This is a genomic window from Nodosilinea sp. LEGE 07298, from assembly GCF_015207265.1.
Classification (GTDB): Bacteria; Cyanobacteriota; Cyanobacteriia; order Phormidesmidales; family Phormidesmidaceae; genus Nodosilinea.
In genome coordinates this window covers 1-2639 of the sequence record NZ_JADEXE010000506.1, presented here as the reverse complement: position 1 = coordinate 2639, position 2639 = coordinate 1, and the positions used below count along the sequence as shown (strand labels likewise).

The window sequence follows — 2639 nt, the reverse complement described above, 5'->3', positions numbered from 1 at the left end:
TATTAGACGACACTGAACGTGGCGGGTGACGACAGCTAGATAGGCGGGAGAGGTGTTCTCCCTGCCCCTTGAGTCATCACTGAGACCGGATCCAATTTAAGCTAATAAGAAAAGACACTGAAGGTATTTTCCCTGGTACAGGAAAGCCTCCAATGTCGAAACAAACGATTCAACCCTATCAAATCCGCGTGTATATGAACGCCCGAGACCTCGGCTTGACTCAAGCTGACGCGGCATCGATTGCCGAATTTTCAGAACGGAGTGGCCAACGGATAGAGTCGGAAACGCATCAGCCCAATCGAGGGCGGGTGCGGGACTGGCGGACCAGTGCAGACCCCTTAGCGGGCGTATGGGAAGAAGAGCTTGAACCGATGCTGCGACGAGAACCTCGCCTGCAGCCGATGACGTTATTCGAGCATTTGCAAGAGCGCTATCCCGGTCAGTATCCGCAAGTGCTGCGGACGGTGCAACGGCGGGTGAGAACGTGGAAAGCCCTTTACGGGGCCGCCCCCGAGGTAATGTTTGAGTTGCGCCATGAGCCCGGAGTGATGGGCATTTCAGACTTTACCGAACTCAAAGGGGTGAGTATCACCATCGGCGGACAGCCGTTTGAGCATTTGCTGTATCACTACCGCCTGGCCTATAGCGGGTGGAGTTATGCCCAGGTGATTCAAGGGGGAGAGAGCTTCATTGCGTTATCTGAAGGGCTGCAGAATGCGCTGTTTGCTAGCGGCGGAGCCCCCCAGGAACATCGCACCGATAGTCTGAGTGCGGCTTATCGCAATACGGGCGGGGCGGGTCGGAAACCCTTAACGCGACTGTACGACGATCTCTGTCACCACTACCGGCTCCGCCCCACCCGCAACAATACTGGCATTGCCCATGAGAACGGGGCGATTGAGTCTCCCCATGGGCATCTGAAAAATCGCATCACCCAGGCGCTCTACCTGCGAGGCAGTACCGACTTTGCCAGCGTGACCGACTATCAGGCCTTTATCGCAGCCCGTGTGGCCAAGCTGAATCACCAGCACCAGGCGAAGTTTGAGGCGGAGCAAACGCACCTCCAACCCCTGCCGAAACATCGGGTAGCGGACTATGAAGTGTTGACGGCTCGCGTCAGTAGTCGCAGCACGATTGATGTGCGTTGCATCCTTTATACCGTGCCGTCTCGCCTCATCGGCCGCCAACTGGAACTCCATCTCTACCATGACCGCATTGAGGGCTATTTGGAAGGCCAGTGGGTAGCCGAACTGCCGCGAATCCGGGTGACGGCGAAAGACAAACGGCGGGCACGCTGCATCAACTATCGCCATGTCATTGAGGGACTCAGACGTAAACCGAGAGCGTTCCTGTATTGCACCTGGCAGCTGGATTTGTTGCCCAATGACCACTATCGAACCCTATGGACGCAACTTAAGGACGGCTTTGATGCCGATTCAGCGGCCGTGCTGATGGTCGAGGCCCTTTACCTGGCTGCTACGCAAGATAAAGAACCCGCCGTGGCGACCTATCTGGAGGCCCAACTGGCAGCTGGAACCTTAACCCTGGCGTCCCTACAACGGCAGTTTCAGCTGCTCAGTGAGGTATCGCTACCCGTCATTGATGTCCACCAACATGATCTCAGTGAGTATGACCAACTCCTCCTCCCCCCAAACCAGTCCGTACCAGAGCCTCAGTCTCCACCTCAAACGCCTGCGCCTCCCCCATATGCTCAACCATTGGGAAACCCTGGAACATCAAGCCATGCAGGAGCAGTGGAGCTACGCTCAGTTCTTGCTGGCACTTTGCGAATTGGAGGTGGACCGGCGTTGGAGCCTGCGCCTCAAACGCGCCCTCCAAGAGGCCCAGCTCCCCGTCGCAAAAACGGTTTCCAACTTTGAATGGGGCCATCTCCCCAATCTCAATCCCGCCCCCCTGATGCAACTGTCCACGGATACCGGCTGGCTAGAACGGGCCGAAAATTGCTTGATTTTTGGCCCCTCGGGCGTGGGCAAAACCCATCTGGCTGCCGCTGTCGCCCGGGCCGTCGTCGAGCTGGGTAAACGGGCCAAATTCTTTACCGCCACCACTCTGGTTCAACAGTTGCAGCAGGCCAAACAGCAACTGCAACTCCCAGCCTCGCTCAAAAAGCTCGACCGCTACGACCTGCTGGTGATTGATGACCTGGGTTATGTCAAAAAGTCTGAAGCCGAAACCTCTGTCCTCTTTGAACTGATTGCGCATCGCTATGAACGTCACAGTCTGCTGGTGACCGCTAATCAACCCTTCAGTCAATGGAACGCCATCTTTGCCGATGACATGATGACCGTCGCCGCCGTTGACCGGTTGGTGCATCATGCCTTGATTGTCGACATTCAAACCGATAGCTATCGCAAGCGGGCGGCGGCCACTCGCTCCGCCCAGTCCGCGCCCCAGAATACGGCACCTTAGGACCCGACCCCGACGCGATCTTAATTGTCGTTTGGAGCGATCTTAGGTGTCGCGGCAGGGAATCAGGTTCCCTGTCACAAGCCGTGCAGTCGTTCTTCGAAAGGCGACCACTGCTACAGCGCTCATGAACGGGGGTGCTGACCTTCTCTCAGACCCTGCAATCCGCCAATCTAGCTGTCGCGTCACCTCTATGTACTTGACATTTGATA

Annotated in this window: 1 protein-coding gene and 1 pseudogene; both read left to right on the top strand. The window is 56.7% G+C overall.

All coding sequences use genetic code 11. The features are described 5' to 3' along the window. Positions 1-152 precede the first annotated feature (152 nt). Positions 153-1250 (top strand): annotated as a pseudogene (gene istA / locus IQ273_RS34250) (IS21 family transposase); the annotation flags it as partial. 379 nt (positions 1251-1629) lie between these two features. Beyond that, on the top strand, positions 1630-2430 hold the full coding sequence (istB, locus tag IQ273_RS32385; protein WP_194027183.1) for an IS21-like element helper ATPase IstB: 801 nt from the start codon (positions 1630-1632) through the stop codon (positions 2428-2430). Positions 2431-2639 lie beyond the last annotated feature (209 nt).